At 35.6% G+C, this 18,921-nt stretch carries 14 protein-coding genes and 1 CRISPR repeat array; of the genes, 13 read left to right on the top strand and 1 reads right to left on the bottom strand.

What is annotated here, in order from left to right:
- Nucleotides 1-352: 352 nt before the first annotated feature.
- The 11 genes from FG27_RS12230 (at nucleotide 353) to cas2 (ending at nucleotide 13,056) form a co-directional block, all read left to right on the top strand.
- Nucleotides 353-1,693, top strand: coding sequence for a phage integrase SAM-like domain-containing protein (locus FG27_RS12230; RefSeq protein WP_051935836.1), 1,341 nt, complete (start codon nucleotides 353-355; stop codon nucleotides 1,691-1,693).
- Nucleotides 1,694-1,738: 45 nt separating this feature from the next.
- Nucleotides 1,739-2,602 (top strand): RteC domain-containing protein, encoded by an 864-nt coding sequence (locus FG27_RS12225; RefSeq protein WP_037319487.1) that lies wholly within the window; start codon nucleotides 1,739-1,741, stop codon nucleotides 2,600-2,602.
- 103 nt (nucleotides 2,603-2,705) lie between these two features.
- Nucleotides 2,706-2,993 (top strand): helix-turn-helix domain-containing protein, encoded by a 288-nt coding sequence (locus tag FG27_RS12220; RefSeq protein ID WP_037319485.1) that lies wholly within the window; start codon nucleotides 2,706-2,708, stop codon nucleotides 2,991-2,993.
- Between the two features lie 36 nt (nucleotides 2,994-3,029).
- Nucleotides 3,030-3,836, top strand: a complete 807-nt coding sequence (locus FG27_RS12215) for a hypothetical protein (protein ID WP_037319483.1) — start codon at nucleotides 3,030-3,032, stop codon at nucleotides 3,834-3,836.
- The gene (locus FG27_RS18690; protein WP_051935835.1) at nucleotides 3,829-4,494 is read left to right on the top strand and encodes an ATP-binding protein; all 666 of its coding nucleotides are present in this window, start codon (nucleotides 3,829-3,831) and stop codon (nucleotides 4,492-4,494) included. The genes FG27_RS12215 and FG27_RS18690 overlap by 8 nt, the downstream gene beginning before the upstream one ends.
- A gap of 522 nt (nucleotides 4,495-5,016) precedes the next feature.
- The gene (locus FG27_RS12205) at nucleotides 5,017-5,370 is read left to right on the top strand and encodes a BfmA/BtgA family mobilization protein (RefSeq protein ID WP_037319478.1); all 354 of its coding nucleotides are present in this window, start codon (nucleotides 5,017-5,019) and stop codon (nucleotides 5,368-5,370) included.
- Nucleotides 5,371-5,614: 244 nt separating this feature from the next.
- Nucleotides 5,615-5,878, top strand: coding sequence for a helix-turn-helix domain-containing protein (locus tag FG27_RS12200; protein ID WP_037319476.1), 264 nt, complete (start codon nucleotides 5,615-5,617; stop codon nucleotides 5,876-5,878).
- Between the two features lie 6 nt (nucleotides 5,879-5,884).
- Nucleotides 5,885-7,147, top strand: coding sequence for a type II toxin-antitoxin system HipA family toxin (locus FG27_RS12195; RefSeq protein ID WP_037319474.1), 1,263 nt, complete (start codon nucleotides 5,885-5,887; stop codon nucleotides 7,145-7,147).
- 260 nt (nucleotides 7,148-7,407) lie between these two features.
- Nucleotides 7,408-11,775 (top strand): type II CRISPR RNA-guided endonuclease Cas9, encoded by a 4,368-nt coding sequence (cas9, locus tag FG27_RS12190; protein WP_037319472.1) that lies wholly within the window; start codon nucleotides 7,408-7,410, stop codon nucleotides 11,773-11,775.
- Complete coding sequence (gene cas1, locus FG27_RS12185) at nucleotides 11,772-12,668, top strand: type II CRISPR-associated endonuclease Cas1 (RefSeq protein ID WP_037319469.1); 897 nt, start codon at nucleotides 11,772-11,774, stop codon at nucleotides 12,666-12,668. Before cas9 ends, cas1 begins: the two co-directional genes overlap by 4 nt.
- A 43-nt stretch (nucleotides 12,669-12,711) precedes the next feature.
- A complete protein-coding gene (gene cas2 / locus FG27_RS12180; protein WP_037319466.1) occupies nucleotides 12,712-13,056 on the top strand; it encodes a CRISPR-associated endonuclease Cas2 in 345 nt (114 codons plus the stop codon).
- 108 nt (nucleotides 13,057-13,164) lie between these two features.
- A CRISPR array of direct repeats spans nucleotides 13,165-16,018; the repeat unit is 46 nt; unit sequence CCTGTGAATCCTGATTAAAAATACAATTCTGAAAGCAATTCACAAC.
- Nucleotides 16,019-16,124: 106 nt separating this feature from the next.
- Here cas2 and FG27_RS12175 read toward each other — a convergent pair.
- Nucleotides 16,125-16,595, bottom strand: coding sequence for a hypothetical protein (locus tag FG27_RS12175; RefSeq protein WP_037322237.1), 471 nt, complete (start codon nucleotides 16,593-16,595; stop codon nucleotides 16,125-16,127).
- A 442-nt stretch (nucleotides 16,596-17,037) separates the two neighbouring features.
- Here FG27_RS12175 and FG27_RS12170 point away from each other — a divergent pair, with 442 nt between their 5' ends.
- Together FG27_RS12170 and FG27_RS12165 are read left to right on the top strand one after the other, a co-directional pair.
- A complete protein-coding gene (locus FG27_RS12170) occupies nucleotides 17,038-17,751 on the top strand; it encodes a tyrosine-type recombinase/integrase (protein ID WP_369794118.1) in 714 nt (237 codons plus the stop codon).
- Between the two features lie 45 nt (nucleotides 17,752-17,796).
- Nucleotides 17,797-18,921, top strand: a complete 1,125-nt coding sequence (locus tag FG27_RS12165; protein ID WP_037319464.1) for an IS91 family transposase — start codon at nucleotides 17,797-17,799, stop codon at nucleotides 18,919-18,921.

Raw genomic sequence — 18,921 nt, 5'->3', positions numbered from 1 at the left:
TATTGGGATATTTTTTTCAGTTCGAATTTATAATTATATTGATTTTCAATAGATTTTTTTTCGAAAACGAGTATTACTTAAGAAAAGTCGAAAAAACCTAACGTTTAAATCAAATGATTAACAAGGCTTTAAGTACTCGGGACGGTAGTGTTTCCTTAAAATTTTAAGTTCATTTCCTATATCTACAAAAACCAGTATAAGCTTAGTAAAATCAACAGCTTCCGGCAATATGTTGTCCCTGGATAATTAGATATGGATTGCGTTAAACTCTTTTATATTCTTGCTCGTGCGTACATTTTGCGTACAACAAAAATGAATATGTCTTATCTTTATATTTATTCAATTTATCCTTATGGCTACAATATATTTTCTTTACCGTTCCAAGAGGCAATATGCTCCACTTACAGTGCGCCTACAAGATAAGGATAAAAATCACAAAAAGTTTCAATTTGAAGCTAAAACAGAGTTGGAGGTTCCACAAGAATATTGGAAAACTACAAGGCATAAAAGGCGGGGTTTAGATGCAGTTGACAAAAGAAAAATAGCCGAAGTTAATTCAAAACTGTCCGAATTAGAAGACTTTGTTCTTTCTAAGTATAAGAAGCAAAAACCCAAACCTGAACAGAAAAGTTGGCTTAAAGAAATTCTTATTAATTTTTACAATCCAGAGGAAGATGAACACGAAGATGATGAAATTAAAAGTGATTTAATAACAGATTGTATTCAAGAATTAATAGACAACGCTCATACCCGAGAAAACGCTAGAGGAGGCCTGGGAATCTCTTTAAGTAGGGTTAAATCCTATAAGAACCTTTTGAACGTTTTCAAAAAGTACCAAGGGAGTAAAAAGTATCGAGTTAAAGATGTAAATATCAAATTTGGTAGAAAATTTTTGGATTGGCTGCTCAGTTCACAGAATTATTCTGAAGGTTATGCCAGAAAAAAAATTGATGATCTCAAGTCAGTCTGTGCAGATGCTGAAATAAATGGTTTAGAAGTTAGTCATCAACTTAAGAAGGTTAAAGGAGGGAAAACAAAAAATGACTTCATCATTTATTTAACTCCGGATGAACTTCATAGAATTGAAAAGGCAGAATTAGAATCTGATAGCCTTAAGAATGTTAGAAAATGGCTTTTATTGGGTTGCAATATTGGTCAAAGGGGAGGTGATCTCCTCCGCCTATCGAAAGATAATTTTATTACAAGAAACAGCTTGGACCTAATTGAACTGAAACAACAGAAGACAGGCAAAAATGTTACTATACCTGTGCTTCCTACTACCAAAGAAATTTTAAAAGAAGGACTACCCTATCCATTAGCCCTTCAAAATTTTAATAACGATTTAAAAATTCTATGTAAAACGGTTGGAATAAATTCACTTACAGAAGGAGCTAAAATAGTTATGCTTGATGAAAATGGTGAAATACTTGAAAAAGATGAAAAAGGCAGGTATAAAAAGAAAGGCACTAAAAGGAAAATAACCGGCACTTTTCCCAAACACGAATTGATTACTTCTCACGTATGTCGAAGGACTTTTGCAACTAACCAATACGGTATAATTCCCACACCATTATTAATGAGAATCACCGCACATAGTACGGAAAAAATGTTCTTAGGATATATAGGAAAATCTGCTATGGATAGTGCCCAGCAAATAGCAGATTTATACGAAAAACTGGCGGCTAAAAGTTGATTTTAATTAAATGGAAATTAATGTGGATCATATCAATCTAAAAATATGAAGCCGAAAAATATTGAATATAATCAGTTACAGCTACCAATTTTAAAGTTATGCTCCTTAAAGGAATTTCTGGAAATCGATATCAATTCCGCATTTTATGATTTTTATTTTAAGAAAGCCCACGGAAGATATTTTAAGGTTGATATGGAAATCTTTATGAGGGATCTGTATTACGATATTCTAATTTTCATCAATAATTATAAAGTTCTACCCTACCAGGTCAAGGCCTATTTTAATACTACTTATAAAAGACCTCTTTTCTATAAAGGAGTACCATTACAAACAAAAGAAAAATACCACTTCCTATTATTTGAAGCTATTGTTCAGCAAATAACAGGAGTTTTAGCTGTAGATAAAAATTTACCTAGCTTACCAATACAAAGTCAACCTAACCTTCTTCCTGAATATGATTTTATTCAAGCTTTTCATAATAAACTGGCTGAATTTCATATTCCGGAGAAGGATAATATTATCACCGACTTTTTCACCTTCCATAATTCGTTACCACAATATTCCCAACAAGAGACATCAGATTTCAAAAAATCTATTCTTAGCCTTGATAAACATTCTAAAGTAAATAGTATTCTACATGACCGGGAATTGAAAGGAATCCAACAGGAAAATCATATTAAGTGGCTGGGTACTCCTCTCGAACTGGCCGAGTTGATTAAAGCACTTATCCAGGCTAAAAAAATTAATGGTGGATCTGAAAAGGAAGTGTTTGACTTTTTCCAGCAACTATTAGATTTACCTTTTGACAAGCGTGAAAAACTTCAATCTATAAGAAAACGTTCCACAGATTTAACACCCCTAATTCACGAGCTGGAATTCCATTTGAAACAATGGATCAACCGATCTTAAGTTAAGAAAAAGTTAAAGTTACAACGTACTAACGACATAGTATGCCAATGGTATGCCATTAGATTTTATTGATTTGCATTGTAAACCAAAAAAACACAATGTAATGAAAAAAGTTATCCAACTTCACCAGACTACTCCTGAAGAATTAGTAAACGTTATTCTACTTGGAGTGAAGAAAGAAATTGAAATCCTTAAAAAAGAATTTCGCCCAAAGGAACCGGAAGAATACCTCACAAGAACTGAAGTTTCTAAAATGCTTAAAATTGACCTTTCAACTGTACACCACTGGACCAAACGGGGCAAACTGAAACCATATGGATTGGGACGACGTGTGTATTATAAGCGAAGCGAAATTGAACAGGCACTTATAGATTTAAGCCCGATCCATTAAAATGGATTTTTCAATCCACTCATAAATTTTATTCCTATGAACGGATACGAATTTTCAAGGGCGTGGTTTGATTTCAGTTTTAATCATCCCAACAAAGTTAAACCCTTACATACCGCTATTTACTTTTTTGCTATAGAACGCTGCAATAGGTTAGGTTGGAAAGAAAACTTTGGTTTTCCAACCGACCTGGCAATGGAAGCTTTGGGAATTAGGAATTATAAAACTTATATCCGCGCGCTTGAAGACCTGGTTGACTGGGAATTTATTAAATGGGTCCAGAAAAGCAAAAACCAATATACCTCCAACATTATTGCTTTGGTAAAAAATACCAATGCACCGCCTAAAGCATTGGACAGAGCATTGCACACAGCAGTGTCTGAGCAATGCTCAAAGCAAGTCCGAAGCATTGCGAGTATAGATAAACAATTAAACCTTAAACTAAAAAACCTTAAAGCTTTAAATAAAAAAGAATTTCTAAAAGTTGATAAATCTGAAATTCCAGAAAACTATCTGGGCTATTTCAACTGGGCATTTAAATTTCAGCAACTCTTTTTAAAAAATTTAAAAAATAAAGGCGCCCCAACAAAAAAATTAGATCAGGCGGGATTCGAGGATTGTTTGAAACCAATTCGGTTGATGCTGGAAAAAGATGGTGTTTCAGAAGAACAACTTCAGGTTGCTTATGAGTTGCTAAATGGTTCTGAAGAATTCTGGAAAGGAATAATCCTAAGCACCCACAAACTCAGGGAGAAAATTGGGCAGTTAATTGCTCAAGGAAATAAGCCGATGAGACTTAAAACAATGGACTTACAGGTTCAGCATAAAATTCAGAGTTATGACTAGCACCCAGTTTCCAGATATAATATCAAAGTCAGTTGTAAAAAATAGGCAACCTGACTTTAAACGAACTCTGGTTAGCAAACAAGTGTTTTGGAATTTATTTCGTACTCAGTATCCCGAATTCCAAATAACGGAGGAAAACCAACACGTAATTTTCAGCATTTTCCGGTATTTCTTACAACAGCAAGATTTTAATGAGTTTGGTATCATAAAAAATAAACCAGGACTTGACAAAGGATTGTTGGTGTACGGAGGTTACGGCGTAGGAAAATCCACGCTTTTTGATGCCCTTCATCATATTGGAAGAATAATTCTAGAGCAAACCCGAAGTACACAACTTTGGTTCCCCCAGATTTCGACAGTTCATTTACTGACCCGTTATTACGAATCGCAACAGAATAAAAACAGCAATTTTAAACTGGAAGATTATTATCGCGGAAAACTTTACCTGGATGATGTAGGTAAAGAAAACAAGGCTTATAACCGGGAAGAGATCATCGGAAAATTGCTTTATGAAAGACACCGGCGAAGATTAAAAACTTTTGTGACCACCAATGAAAATCCATCAGCTATATCCGCCCGGTATGGACATCATATTGGAGACCGGTTGCCGGAAATGTTCAATATCATTAAATGGGAAGGTAGAAGTTGGCGAGAATGATTAGTATTAAGAAGTCCTCACCACATTTTCCACGCCTTCGTAAAAGCTACAGCTTAGGAAAAAGAGGTTCGTCCAGAAATAGGATTCGGAAGTAAGCCAAAAATAGAAAATATGATCGATTGGAATTCAGAAATAGTAATCAAAAATGAATTCTAAAACCAACCCTAAAAGAATATTTTGGCTTACCTCCTCTACATCTTTTGAACTTAAATTTTCAAATAAAGTAAATCATTTTAATGATACAGGGATTTTTTATGTGGCTTATAGTGTTCAATAAAAGTTTGATTTTTAAAATTAAGACAACTCATAAAAAGCTGTTTAAATTCTAGTAGCGTAGCGAAAGGAATTTGAATAGCAAGAGGGTAACCTGCTAGCGCAAGGTTATATTTTTCAAATTCCTGTTATTCAATTGTTTAAAAATTAAAAAGACACAAAAATATCCACCCCAGTGGATATACCCCTCTGGAAGGCTCTTTAAAATCGAGATGGCTGTAGCCAGTAAGTATTGAAATAGTATCCATTATGACAAAATCAAGGCTTCAAGTAAAAGCAAGTACAGCAAAAAGATTTCGGGAGTTTTCCAAAAAGAATAATTGTAACCAGTCCGAAACTTTAGACTTGATTCTCGACTTTTTTGAGAAAAATAATCTCTCCCCTTTTGAGACCTTAGTTCCTTCAAAAGTGAGCCTTGAACAACTTATTAAAAAAAGAATAAATGCAGTAATCGCCCTTTTGAAGGATATGGAAAAGAATAAAATAAACCCAACTTTAGCCATTTTACAATCCCTAATAGAAGCTGCAGATCCCAAAAATAATTACGAGAATCGGAAAAGGGATTACGAGGAAGACGATACACATCCTGATTTTTATAAATAAGAACAATGATTCTTAGTTTGCGGCTAATGCTGTTAAATAGATTAAATAAAAGAACCACAATACTATGCGCCCTATGCTGTTTTTACTTAACGCTTAACTTCCCGGACACTATAAAAACAGCATAGGATCCGGCGCAAGGTTATGGTAGATATGGGGGCAAAGGACAGATTAAACTTAATTACTGTATTTATTATAATACACATATTAGCATTTTTAGCTATATTTGTTTATTATAACATACATCATGCTAAAGCTAGTTACTATAAAACAAACTAAAGAAGAACTTGGAAAATGGTGCAAATTTCAACGGGATCGTTTTGAATTAACCCAGGAGGAATTAGCTGTGGCATTAGGAATATCACGCTATACCATTCAAAAGTTTGAAAGTGGGAAAAATTCAACAATTGACACCGTTTTAAAAATTGCCAATCATTTCGATGATCTTGATAAGTTTTATAATAGTTTGAAATCCTACAATGATCAAAATACCAGTCGGTCTTTATACTAACTAATTATGGCTAAAAATACTATTCTAAATGTAAAGCTTTTTGATAGGGAGATTGGAAAGTTAGGTTACGATTTGGATCAGCGGAAAAGTTTCTTTCAGTATAATCCAGAGTTTTTAGAAACAAATCAATTACAAAACATTTTCCCGTATATCATTAAACGAATAAAACCTGTTCAGGTATTCTCCGAATATGAAGGAAATACTTTTAAAGGATTACCTCCGGCCATAGCAGATTCCCTTCCAGATATGTTTGGAAATATTATTTTCAAGGAATGGTTTGAAGCTAATAACAAAGATAAGGCAAAACTCACCCCACTGGAGCAGTTAACCTATGTAGCCAATCGTGGAATGGGTGCTCTGGAATATGAACCTGCCCAAGATATTCCCAAAACTTCAGCAATTGACCTTGAAGAAATAGTTAATGTACTCAAACAGGTAATTGATCAAAAAGAGCAAACTTCAGAAAGGAAGTTTGATAATCTCGCGTTGCTCAATATTTTTAAAATGGGCACCTCTGCCGGTGGAGCCAGACCGAAACTTTTAATTTCAGAAAACATTGAAACAGGAGAGATAAGTCCGGGGGATATTGTTTCCTCTAAAGATTACAAGCATTACCTGGTAAAGCTTTCTTTAAACGAAGGTAATTATAATAAAGAAGTTATAGAATATGCTTACTACAAGATGGCTAGCGCTGCAGGAATAACAATGATGCCTTCTAAACTTATCAACGATAAACATTTCACCACGCTGAGATATGATAGGCAAAATGGAACAAAACAACACGTTTTAACCGCAAGCGGTTTGACCGGATGGGACTTTCAAAAACCAGACAACTCATCTTATGAAAATCTTTTCAAATTAGCACTGGACTTAAAAGTACCATACAATGAGATTCAGGAACTTTATAAGCGATTGGTTTTCAATTTGGTCTTTGCTAATATTGATGATCACTTAAAAAATCATTCTTTTATTTATGATAAAAATTCTGACAAATGGAACCTGGCTCCAGCTTATGATCTCACTTACCCCTTAAACGTAGATTTCAATTATCATAAAATCAGCCGTGCGTTGTCTATTAATAATAAACGTGATAATATCCAGCTAAAGGATCTACTTGGGTTGGCAGAAGAATTTTCGATTAAAAATCCGAAAGGTATTATAGAGAAAGTCCAGGAGCAGATTTCTGAATGGCAGCAAATATCAGAAGAGCTTAATATTCCTGCATACGTCGTGGAGAAAATTTCAAAAGAATTCAAAAATTTTATTTAACTACGGGTTTTCCCTTATTTTTTGTAGGAAATCATAATTATTTTTAGTAATTATGTTAATATAAATGACTTACCCTACCGTTCCAAAAAGTGAAAGCGACCCGTTAAGGCCGCTTTAAATGTTTTCACAACGGAATAATCCTTATTGTGAATTGCTTCAAAATTGTAGAACAAGTATAAAACAAATATTTGAATTGTACAATGTGGATTTCCGTAAAGGGATAAAACTTGTATTACTTAACTTACCGAAAATCATAGTATATGAAACGAATATTAGGACTGGATTTGGGAACAAATTCGATTGGATGGTCACTTATAGAGCAGGATTTTAATAAAAAAGAAGGGCAAATTCTGGGCATGGGGACTCGAATAATTCCTATGAGTCAGGATATTCTTGGTAAATTTGATAGTGGTAACTCTATTTCACAAACAGCGGAGAGAACTAGTTATCGTGGAATGCGAAGACTAAATGAACGATATTTATTACGTCGGCAACGATTACATCGTGTTTTAAATATTTTAGGCTTCCTTCCAGATCACTATGCAGCATCCATTGATTTTCATAACAAATTAGGTCAGTTCCTTCCTGGAAAAGAAGTGAAGCTTAATTATATATTAAATGGCGGTTCAAAACATCATTTTATATTTCAGAATTCTTTTGATGAGATGGCAAAGGATTTTAAAATAAAACATCCTGACCTGAAAATTCCTTATGATTGGACTCTATATTATTTGCGCAAAAAAGCATTAAAAGATAAAATATCAAAAGAAGAGCTTGCTTGGTTAATTTTAAATTTTAATCAAAAACGTGGCTATTATCAGTTGCGTGGAGAGGAAGAAGAAATTGAAAAAAACCAGGAATATGTTTCTTTAACGGTGAAAGAATTAATTAATACTGGTGAAGCTGTAAAAGGAAAGCCACTTTACAAAGTTATTTTTAAAAACGGGTGGGAGTATGATCGCGAAATTACCAAAATAGAAGACTGGGAGAAGCAGGAGCGGGAATTTATTGTTACTACTAAAACTAATAAAGATGGTAGTCTTAAGCGTACATTTAAAAAAGTAGATTCTGAACAAGACTGGATTGCCATCAAAAAGAAAACAGAACAAAACATAGATGAAACTAACAAAACCGTAGGTGAATTCATTTATGAGACTCTGCTCAAAAAACCCAGTCAGAAAATACGAGGTAATTTGGTAAAAACCATTGACCGAAAATACTATAAAAATGAACTTATAAAAATCTTAGAAGTTCAAAAGGAATTTCATCCTGAATTAGAAAATAAAGATTTATATAAGAAATGCCTGAACGAGTTATATCCGCGAAATGAAGCACATCAATCAAATATTAAGGAAAAGGATTTCACCTATTTATTCGTAGAGGATATTATTTTCTATCAACGCCCCTTAAAAACCAAAAAATCTACCATTTCAAATTGCGCCTATGAGAAAAGGTATTTCCAAAAAGACGGAGAAATTCAAGAACAACCATTAAAGGGAATTCCTAAATCTAATCCATTTTATCAAGAATTTCGATTATGGCAGTTTATTCAAAACCTCAGAATTTATAAGAAAATTGCTTTAGATAAGCAAAAGGCAAAGATTGACGAAGACATCACAAACCACTTATTACCCGATACCAAATCTATAGTTGAGTTATTTGATTTTTTGAACAATAGAAAAGAAATAGACCAAAACCAATTACTGAAATATTTTTCAGATTTAAAGTTAATCCCTAAACAAAAGAAAGATGCCCCCTCCTACCGATGGAATTATGTGGAGGACAAAAAATATCCCTGCAATACGACGCGAGCCGAATTTTTGACAAGATTAAAAAAACTTAAAGGCATACAAGAAAACTTCTTTGATAAAAAAACTGAAAATGATTTATGGCATATTGTTTACTCGGTAAAAGACAAAAAAGATTTCGAAAAAGCTTTAGGCACTTTTGCTAGAAAAAAGCGAATTTCAGAATCGAAATTTGTCGAAAATTTCAAGAAAATAGCTCCTTATTCAAATGATTACGGAGCTTATTCAGAAAAAGCTATTAAAAAACTTTTACCGCTAATGCGGATGGGAAAATATTGGAATGAGGAATCTCTAAAACCTGAAATTAAAAATCGGATAGAGGATATTCAGGAGCGATTGAGAGCTATTAATTTTAATAAAGATGAAATTGAGACAGTTGCAGATGATGCCTATAAAAAACAAGTACTAAAAAGCTTTCTCAAGTCTGAAAATAAAAAAAATCCTTTTGAAGGTTTAAATACTTATCAAGCCTGTTATGCTGTTTACGAGCGGCATTCAGAAGTTTCTGAAATAATCAATTGGCAATCACCATCAGACATCGAATTTTATTTAAACGAAACCTTTAAGCAACATCAACTTAAAAATCCAATTGTTGAGCAAGTTGTTACTGAAACTTTAAGGGTTGTTAGGGATATTTGGAAATATTACGGTAATAGTAAAGCTGATTTTTTCTCTGAAATCCATGTCGAATTAGGTCGAGAAATGAAAAATTCAGCTGAAAAAAGGCAACGATTAAGCAATCAAAATAACGAACGGGAGAATACAAACCTGCGTATAAAAGCGGTTCTAGAAGAACTACAAGATGAAGGTGTTGAAGAAGTAAAACCTTATTCCCCCAACCAACAAGAAATTCTAAAATTATATGAAGAAGGTGTTTATTTTAACGCCAAATACGATCAGGTAAGTGAAGATGAAATTGAAGCGATAAGGAAAAAGAACTCGCCAACCAAGAAAGATATTTTACGCTATAAATTATGGTTAGAACAGGGGTATCGTTCACCATATACGGGAAATATAATTCCAATGAGTAAACTATTCACTACAGATTATCAAATTGAACATATAATTCCGCAATCACGTTTCTTTGATGATTCTTTTAATAATAAAGTTATTTGTGAAAGTGCTATTAACCCCTATCCTTATAAAGATAATCAGACCGCATATGAGTTTATAAATAACAGCCGAGGATGTGTTGTGCCGGAATTAGGAATAAACGGCAAAGAATGTACAATTTTCACAGTAGAAGAATATGAAGCCCATTGTAAAAGCTATTATAGCAAAAATCGAACAAAGTTAAAGTACCTGTTGAGCGAGGATATTCCAGAAGGTTTTATTAATCGGCAACTAAATGATAGCCGATATATAAGCAAATTTATAAAAGGTTTATTAAGCAATATTCTAAGAGAACCCAACGAAAGAGAAGCTACAGTAAAGAACCTAGTACCGGTAAATGGAGCTATAACCAGTCAACTTAAACAAGATTGGGGGCTAAACGATAAATGGAATGAAATTATCGCTCCGCGCTTTAAACGTATGAACGAAATTACAAAATCTAACGACTACGGCTATTGGGATAATAAAATTAATGCTTTTAGAACACAAGTTCCTAAGGATATTGAAACAGGCTTCAGCAAAAAACGCATAGATCACCGTCACCACGCCTTAGATGCTTTAGTAATTGCCTGCACAACGAAAGATCATATTAATTATATCACCTCAATTAACACCGAACGTAAAAACCACAGTTTAGTGAAAAAATTACGCAAAACTAAAGATATAGAATTAGGTGGTAAAAAACGGACCGTTGCAAAATCTTACAAACAGCCCTGGGAAGGCTTTACAATAGATGCCAAAAATGCTCTGGAAGAAATTGTCATAAGCTTTAAAAAGAATATCCGGGTAATAAATCGAACCAACAACAAAACCTGGCATTGGGAAAAGAAAAATGGACAGTGGAAAAAAGCTTTAAAATTTCAAAAGGGAAATAATTTTGCTATTAGAAAACCACTTCACAAAGAAACTGTTTCCGGATTAATTGATATCCCCACTCCCAAAGGAAAAGTGGCTACTGCCACACGGACGAATATTTCAGATATAAAAAACCACAAACATATAGATAAAATTACTGATAAGAGCATACAAAAAATTCTAAGGAACCATGTCAAAAACTATCTAGATCAAAATGGGAAGGAAGATTTCGCAGAAGCATTCAGTCCTAAAGGAATTACTGATTTGAATCAAAATATAAAAGAATTAAACAGCGGTAAAAATCACCAGCCCATTTATAAGGTAAGACAATATGAAGTAGGTAATAAATTTAGTGTAGGGGAACGAGGTAATAAAACAGATAAGTATGTAGAAGCTGCAAAAGGAACAAATCTTTTCTTTGCGGTTTATTGGGACGATAAGAAGAAAAAGCGAAACTTTGAAACCATCCCTTTAAACGAGGTTTTAGAGCATCAAAAACAAATGGCTCACATCCCGATGAAGGACAAAGAACCAATACCTATAGATCATACAAAAGGCAAATTTTTATTCTTCCTATCGCCGAATGATCTGGTTTATATTCCTGATAGAGAGGATATAGATTCAGACGTCATCCCTGAGAATCTAAAAAAAGAGAAAATCTATAAAATGGTAAGCAGTACTGGAATTCAATGTTTTTTTATTAAACATCAAGTTTCTACTGTAATTCAAAATAAAGTGGAGTATTCCGCATTAAACAAGATGGAAAAAGATATTGAAGATAATATGATTAAAAATATCTGCTGGAAACTCGAAATTGATCGTTTGGGGAATATTAAAAAGATCGTCAAATGATCAAACGCAGCCTCTTTTTCGCCAATCCAGCTTACTTAAGCACAAAAAATGAACAGTTAGTGGTTTCTTTCCCTGAAGAAGGAAAAGAAGATAAAACAGTACCTATTGAAGATATTGGGATGGTGATTTTAGAAAACCCGCAGATTACTCTAACCAACGGACTAATAACCAAACTTATTCAGAACAAGGCTGCGGTAGTAAATTGCGATAAACAGCACTTACCCTGCTCTATTTTGCAACCCCTCGTGGGGCATACGGAACAAACAGAACGCTTTTCGGCGCAACTCAGTGCTAGTTTACCTTTAAAGAAAAATCTATGGCAGCAAACCATTAGTGCTAAAATTAATAACCAGGGGCAACACCTTTTTAAAAGAAATAAAAACCATAAAAAACTGGTGCGTTGGGCTGGAGAAGTAAAAAGCGGCGATACCGAAAATCATGAAGCCGTTGCAGCTGCTCATTATTGGCAAAATCTTTTTGATATAGAAGGATTTACCAGATATCGGCACGGAGACCCTCCTAACAATTTACTTAACTATGGGTATGCGATTCTACGAGCAATTACTGCAAGAGCGCTAATTAGTTCCGGATTATTGCCAGGTGTGGGAATCTTTCATCATAATAAATACAATGCCTTTGCCCTGGCCGATGATATTATGGAACCTTATCGCATTTATGTAGATGACCTGGTTTATGAAATGGTGGTTACGGAAAAGAATATTGACGAATTGACTACAGACTTGAAATCCCAACTTCTAAAAATTCCTGCTTTAGATGTTTTTATTGATGGAAAATGGAGTCCGCTAATGGTAGCACTTAGTAGGACGACTAATTCACTTTACGAGTGTTTTGCTAATCTAAGCCGAAGGATTCTTTATCCAGTTTACCAATAATGATATGCGGTTTGGATAAAATTGAAAATTCAATAGTAACTATATGGATGAAAAATTTTCACGTTTAAACCAGTATCGAAGTATGTGGGTATTAGTATTTTTTGATCTTCCAACGGAAACCAGGGTAGAACGAAAAGCAGCGAACCGTTTTAGAAAAGACCTTCTTGATGACGGTTTTGGAATGTTCCAGTTTTCAATTTATACCAGGTTTTGCGCCAGCAGAGAAAATGCAGATGTACACACCAAACGGACCAAGAAAAACCTTCCAAAAAAAGGGAAAGTATGTATTATGCAAATAACCGATAAGCAGTTTGGGATGATTGAACTTTTTCACGGAAGAAAGGAAACCGCCCCAGAGGCTCCTACCCAACAACTTGAACTTTTCTAGGATTACAAATCTCCCATTGAATGTAGTCAAGACATCTCAAAAGCTTCTTGTTTTTTAATTCTAAGAGACACCTTAAAAAACAGGATACCAGCATTTTATAGCGGGTATCCTGTGAATCCTGATTAAAAATACAATTCTGAAAGCAATTCACAACGCATAGCTCTTTGACGTTTTATAAGCTTTTCCTGTGAATCCTGATTAAAAATACAATTCTGAAAGCAATTCACAACAACCCGTTTGAGCTATTCAAACGGGTTTTCCTGTGAATCCTGATTAAAAATACAATTCTGAAAGCAATTCACAACAAAGTTCATTGGTGAAATTCTCTATTCCTTCCTGTGAATCCTGATTAAAAATACAATTCTGAAAGCAATTCACAACTAACCAGGTGGAATCAAATATGATTATAGACCTGTGAATCCTGATTAAAAATACAATTCTGAAAGCAATTCACAACATACCGCTGGTGGGGGACAGCCTCACGAAACCTGTGAATCCTGATTAAAAATACAATTCTGAAAGCAATTCACAACAAATGACAGGCGACACCGTCTTTACCCAAACCTGTGAATCCTGATTAAAAATACAATTCTGAAAGCAATTCACAACTGTGCCAACTGCTTTGGTAACTCGTATTCTCCTGTGAATCCTGATTAAAAATACAATTCTGAAAGCAATTCACAACTCAGAAAACGGGTATTACTCGCGGTGTATTCCTGTGAATCCTGATTAAAAATACAATTCTGAAAGCAATTCACAACTGTATACATTTGTTTAATACCACTAAACAACCTGTGAATCCTGATTAAAAATACAATTCTGAAAGCAATTCACAACACACGTTTAAAATCTGTTTTCTCTACTTTTCCTGTGAATCCTGATTAAAAATACAATTCTGAAAGCAATTCACAACGATTTGCTTGTGCATTGTCTACTGTGTTAGCCTGTGAATCCTGATTAAAAATACAATTCTGAAAGCAATTCACAACGGACTTTGAAAGTAAAATTTCAGCACTTAGCCTGTGAATCCTGATTAAAAATACAATTCTGAAAGCAATTCACAACTACCGCTGCACGATGATCTAAGAAGGTCTCCTGTGAATCCTGATTAAAAATACAATTCTGAAAGCAATTCACAACCTATTAAAGGCGTTCAAAATGCCAGCTCTGCCTGTGAATCCTGATTAAAAATACAATTCTGAAAGCAATTCACAACGGAGTTATCGTTATTATCCAGAGCGTTGCACCTGTGAATCCTGATTAAAAATACAATTCTGAAAGCAATTCACAACGAGTTCGACTTGAAAATGCAAGAATTGCTTCCTGTGAATCCTGATTAAAAATACAATTCTGAAAGCAATTCACAACGGCATCGCTATAGATCTATCGGCGTTTCCCCTGTGAATCCTGATTAAAAATACAATTCTGAAAGCAATTCACAACAACTTCTGGGCAGTCCCATTCATTTAAATACCTGTGAATCCTGATTAAAAATACAATTCTGAAAGCAATTCACAACTCCATTTATAGCGGGCGACCGAGTAATGGTCCTGTGAATCCTGATTAAAAATACAATTCTGAAAGCAATTCACAACAGAATATTAATAAGCAGCTGAATGACTTCCCCTGTGAATCCTGATTAAAAATACAATTCTGAAAGCAATTCACAACAAAAGGCTACGCCTTCGTCTTCTTCTTAATCCTGTGAATCCTGATTAAAAATACAATTCTGAAAGCAATTCACAACGTTGGCTTACAAGATGGTGTATGGACTTTACCTGTGAATCCTGATTAAAAATACAATTCTGAAAGCAATTCACAACCGTACCATTCGATACATATCAAAGTTCAAACCTGTGAATCCTGATTAAAAATACAATTCTGAAAGCAATTCACAACTACCGCCTGGTACAAAGTCATTATTGAAAACCTGTGAATCCTGATTAAAAATACAATTCTGAAAGCAATTCACAACAAGGTCATTGATAAGCGATCGGTAAGTACCCCTGTGAATCCTGATTAAAAATACAATTCTGAAAGCAATTCACAACGCTATGTATCGGTTAATCGCGATGCAATGACCTGTGAATCCTGATTAAAAATACAATTCTGAAAGCAATTCACAACCATTAGACGGTAACAAAGTTTGGTTTTATACCTGTGAATCCTGATTAAAAATACAATTCTGAAAGCAATTCACAACCGGTGCAGCTCCAGATACAAACTACCAGGTCCTGTGAATCCTGATTAAAAATACAATTCTGAAAGCAATTCACAACATTTGACTGTAAAGAGCTTTCAGATCTTCCCCTGTGAATCCTGATTAAAAATACAATTCTGAAAGCAATTCACAACAAAATGTTCTTGCTATAAGTCATTACGCAGCCTGTGAATCCTGATTAAAAATACAATTCTGAAAGCAATTCACAACAAAATGGAGAATTAAAAAAAGGAACTGGAACCTGTGAATCCTGATTAAAAATACAATTCTGAAAGCAATTCACAACTACGCTTTACAACGTAGCAAAATTGGTTGTCCTGTGAATCCTGATTAAAAATACAATTCTGAAAGCAATTCACAACTGCCGGTGGGAAGCTACTTTGCGGTTGTAGCCTGTGAATCCTGATTAAAAATACAATTCTGAAAGCAATTCACAACATGGGTGTCGAAAAACAACAACTTAAAAAACCTGTGAATCCTGATTAAAAATACAATTCTGAAAGCAATTCACAACACGGTAAAACATCTAAAAAACGAAGGCGGGCCTGTGAATCCTGATTAAAAATACAATTCTGAAAGCAATTCACAACTGCAGCCGTAAGAAAATCAGGCGGTAAGACCTGTGAATCCTGATTAAAAATACAATTCTGAAAGCAATTCACAACGGATTGTGGTAAATGCTTCCATAAACACGTCCTGTGAATCCTGATTAAAAATACAATTCTGAAAGCAATTCACAACACGAACTTCATAGATTTGATTGTAAAAATTTCTGTGAATCTAATTAAAAAATACAGAATCATAGCGATATTTATAGTTCTATTTCCCTTATATACGTCTTCTAAGCTCAGATATAGCTCTTTCTCGCTCTCGCTCTTCCTACACGAATTGCGTCTACTAATGCTAATAATTCGTGCAGAATACTATCTTTTAAAGCAGCATCCGGAGCTGAAGAATATAAAGGTATTATACTTTGCCCTCTCAACATTCCTTTACCAGAAGGCCAAACATAATTTTCACTACTTTTTATTTGATCCTTTAAAGGGGCGGCTGAATGAGAAGTTGGAATACCACGTACTACCGGCCCCGGTTTTTGTGGAAAAACATATTTTAATCCGAATTGCAAAAAATCAATGAAAGCTAGTTTCATTACTTTTTTTCCTTTAGGATCTAATAGACCTGAATATTTAGAACGGGCTACCGATTCACTCACTTCAGATTGACTCATCCCTAAAGCTTCGGCTACATATTTTTGTTTCCAGGTGACATCATCAAGACTAATAAGCTTTAGCAGCAATAGTATATCTTGAGGTTTCATATGAATATTTAATCCTTTCATAACGCATATTGTATATTGCGATATGCAATATAAAGATTAAAAAGTAATAATATCATCATTTTAAAATTGCTATTATCGATCGCAATACTCGAAAAAATATAAGTATTTTAAAATTTAGCCTTTATAAAATAGATTCCCGAGAAATTATATTATTTGATGTTATTCTTCACTATTTGTGGTAATACGATGTTGAACTAAACCTAAAGGTAGCTTCAAGAGATCGCTAAATCACTATTCACTACCTTTAGGTATTGTGTAATTAATTCATTGAAAGTTATGAAAAAAAAGTAGTACCCTCATTGAAAGGGCCTGTAATTCTGTACCCGAGTTTGATCAGCTGTACCGTAAATTAAAGCGTTCCGTAGCACTCGCCGGCAAAAGCCAAAGTACCCTTACCAACTATGCCCGCTGCCTTGCGCATATGTCCCTCCATTTTAAATGTAGTCCCCTGGACCTCGATGAAGAACAGGTTTTGGACTACTTGCACCTTCTAAAATCCCAGCACAAAACACCATCGGACAGTTTCTTTAAGCATACGGTCTATGGTCTTCGCTATGCCTATCGAATCTCCGGGATGAAAGCGATGCGGGTCATGCTACCTTCCATTGAACGGCCCCACAAACTCCCGGTGGTGTTAAGCCGTAGCGAGATTAAACAACTGCTTAAAACTCCCAAACTTCTCAAACACCGGTTGGTACTGGCAATGCTTTATGGCTGCGGCCTTCGCTGCTTCGAACTTCGTGGCTTGCAACTCAAAGATCTGGATTTTGATCGTAAGATGCTTCACATCCGCCAGGGCAAAGGCAGAAAAGACCGCTATGTTCCTTTATCCCAGATGCAAATCCGTGGCCTAAAAAAATATATCGCTGCAGACCATCCTACCACCTGGTGTTTTAATGGCAACGACAGGAAAGGTGATCCAGCCCAGTTATCTGCCATGGGGGTGCAATGGATCGTTCGGGAAGCCCGTAAACACAGCGGGATCCAGAAAGATATCACTACCCATAGCCTTCGGCACAGTTATGCCACCCACCTTTTGGAGATGGGATTGGATATTATCAGTGTCAAAGATTTACTGGGACACGCAGATATCCAAACCACGCTCACCCTACCTTCACGTGGCACAACTCGGTAGGCAGAAGCCGTTCAGTCCGCTTGATCGGCTCTACAAGGAGTAGTCGTGAAACCTGCTGCTCACGAGGTGGCCCAGGTACTGGAAAGGAACACGGAATCTTTATCCAAATACTGTTACAACAGCTGGCAGGCAAGAACCCTGCACGCCTTGCGTAAATGCCGCACTGCTGCCCTGGGTGGCCATATCGACCGCTGTAACAACCCTTCCTGCCATAGGCTCCATCTTAGTTATAATAGTTGCCGGAACCGCCATTGTCCCAAGTGCCAGGGACATAAAAAGGAGGAATGGATCCGGGCACGGGAAGAAGAACTCCTAAACGTGCCTTACTTCCACGTGGTCTTCACATTGCCATCAGCGCTCAACCGCCTATGCCTGTACGAACCTAAAAAAATGTATGGCCTACTCTTCAAATTAGCCTGGCAGGTGGTTCAGGGTTTTTCATCGAACCATAAATTCCTGGGTGCCAAACCGGGGATGATCGCCATCCTGCACACCTGGGGGCAAAACCTTTCTTTACACCCACACCTGCACTGTATTGTTCCCGGGGGTGGTATTGCTCAAAGCGGTCAATGGAAATCTGCAAAAAGCAAAGGTAAATACCTGTTCCCGGTTAAGGCTATGAGCACCGTTTTTAGGGCTCGTTTTGTGGCTTCCCTTCGCAAGGAACTGGAACCGCAATCCAAAGACTTCTACGAAAGCCTTTTTAAAAATGATTGGGTAGTTTATTGCAAACGCCCATTTTTAGGTGCCGCCCAGGTGGTGGAATACCTCGGCCGCTATACCCACAAGATCGCCATCAGTAACCACAGAATTAAAAACCTGGATAATGAAAGCGTTATATTTGCTGTAAAGGACTACCGCCACGGGGGAAGAAAATCCTTGTTGCGTTTATCCGATGCAGAATTCATCAGGCGGTTCGCGCTTCACATACTTCCCAAAGGATTTGTTCGCATACGGCATTATGGAATCTTGAGTTCCTATCATAAAAAAATCACCCTTACCCAGCTACAGAAAAGCCTGGGACGAGTACAACTCACAGAGCGTAAACCACTTCAACACCGCCTGTGCCCGGTATGCAAGAAAGGAAAATTGGTGACCCTTACTACCTTTACCCCGCGAGGCCCACCAGGATACTGGATGGAAAAACTAAGAAAACAATCAAATAAATAA

It is taken from the genome of Salegentibacter sp. Hel_I_6, assembly GCF_000745315.1.
In the GTDB taxonomy this organism is placed as follows: Bacteria; Bacteroidota; Bacteroidia; order Flavobacteriales; family Flavobacteriaceae; genus Salegentibacter.
This window is presented reverse-complemented; position numbering and strand designations above follow the sequence as displayed.